The organism is Paracraurococcus ruber, from assembly GCF_004353985.1.
Lineage (GTDB): Bacteria > Pseudomonadota > Alphaproteobacteria > Acetobacterales > Acetobacteraceae > Paracraurococcus > Paracraurococcus ruber.
Genome location: NZ_SMOA01000528.1, coordinates 1 through 1,877 on the forward strand (window position 1 = coordinate 1; position 1,877 = coordinate 1,877).

At 79.0% G+C, this 1,877-nt stretch carries 1 protein-coding gene; it reads right to left on the bottom strand.

Features of this window, described 5'->3' with window-relative positions:
- Positions 1–66 precede the first annotated feature (66 nt).
- The coding region (locus E2C05_RS31475) for a tetratricopeptide repeat protein (protein ID WP_133223537.1) at positions 67–1,877 on the bottom strand (1,811 nt) is incomplete at its 5' end.

Here is a 1,877-nt window from a genome sequence, read left to right on the forward strand (position 1 = left end):
CCCGCCGGGCGCCGGCGCCCCGGCGCCGTAGCGCCGCGCGCCGCACCGGCCCGGCCGCGACTCCCCCTACCGCTTGCGCCGCGCGAAGGCGGTGCGGCTCCAGTGCCGCTCGGTCTTCTTGTAGCCCAGCTCGCAATGCATCCCGACCACCTGGTGCATCGCCCGCCGCTCGAACAGCCTCATGCCGGCCAGCGCCGCCGGCTGCCCCGCCAGCACCCGCGCCAGCGCCCGCGTCAGCAGCCCCGGCCCGGTCGAGAACCACAGGATGTCGCGGTCGCCGCGGTTCAGCGCCGCCGTCGCGGACTCGAGCGCGAGGGCGATCACCGGATGGCCGGGCGCCGCGCCGATGACGTTGTTGCCGGCCGTGCCGTAATCCTCCTGGTACAGCACCAGCGCGGCGTCGCCGGCCGGCAGGCTGCCCAGCGGCGCCAGGCAGCGGTCATCGGCATCGATGTACCAGCCGCCCTCCCGCAGCAGCCAGGCCAGGCGGAACAGGTCGGATTTCTGCGCCGGCTCCCGCGCCCGCGCATAGGCGGCCAGCACCGCCGGCGCGCAGCGCGCCGCCAGGAAGGCCCGCGCCGAGGCGTCGTCGAACAGCGTCGCGTCATGGCCGGGATGCGCGGCGCGCCAGCCCGCCATCAGCGCGGCGATCTCGGCCGGCGGCGCGCCGCTGTCCCAGTACTGCGCGAGGCGCGGCGGGATGCCGCTGGTGGGCCCGCCCGCGGCCGGCACCGCCAGCGCGCCGGCCTGCCGCAGCGCGACCAGCAGCTGGATCGCCGCGACGGTGCTGTCCGGCGCCGCCGCCACCAGGGCGCGCAGCGGCGCCAGCCTTGCCGCCGGCGCCAGCGCGAGCAGCGCCTGCAACTCCGCCAGCAGCGGCGCGTCCAGCGCGAACTCGTCCAGGATCTGGCCGAAATGCGTCTGCGAGGGATTGGCGGAGCGGCCCTGCAGCCGTGCCTCCGCCGCCGTCCGCCGCACCAGGTCGCGCAGCGCCGCGCGGGCGCCGGCGAGGTCGAGCGTCAGCAGCCGCGCCCGCACCAGGTCGGACAGCGTCCAGCCATCCTCCGGCTGCAGCGCCAGCGCATCCCGGTACCGCGCCAGCGCCGCGGCCAAATCCCAGCTTTCCTCGGCCGCCTGGCCGCGGAACTGCGCCAGCCGCGCCCGCTCGGCCAGCGTGCCGGCCGGGGCGGCGTCGAGGCAGGCCGCCAGCGCCGCCGGCGGGGCCAGCGGCCTCTCCGCCCGGAAGCGGGCGATCCACAGGCCGGGATGCCGTGGCCAGGTCGCCGCCGCGGCGCGGGCGGCCGCCAGCGCTTCCGGCAGGCGGCCCTGCTCCCGCAGCAGGTCCACCCGCGCCGCCGCCAGCTCCGGCCGCGTGCCGCATGCGGCCTCGGCCTCCTCCAGCAGCGCCTCCGCCTGGCTGCCCTCGCCCGCCTCCTGCAGGCAGCGCAGCAGCCCCAGCCAGGGCCAGGGATTGGCCGCCTGTGCCGCCAGGGCGGCGCGGTAGCGGTCGCGGGCGCCGGCGATGTCGCCCTCCAGCCGTGACAGGTCGCCCAGCATCTCCAGCGCCTGGATGCAGCCGGGGTCACGCGCCAGCGCCCGCTGCAGGGCCTCCCGCGCCGCCTCCGGCGCGCCGGAGGCGCGCAGCACCGCCGCCATCTCCACCAGCGGCCAGGGCTCGGCCGGCGACAGCGAATCGGCCATGCGGAAGGCGGCGAGCGCCGCCGCCCGGTCGCCGGCCGCCTGCTCGGTCTGGCCGAGGCTCATCCAGCCCGCCGCCGCCTGCGCCGGCTGGGCGCGCAGCGTGCCGGCCAGGTCGCGCGCGGCGGCGGTGTCGCCGGCGGCACGGGCCTCGGCGGCCAATTCCAGCAGGGCGGCGG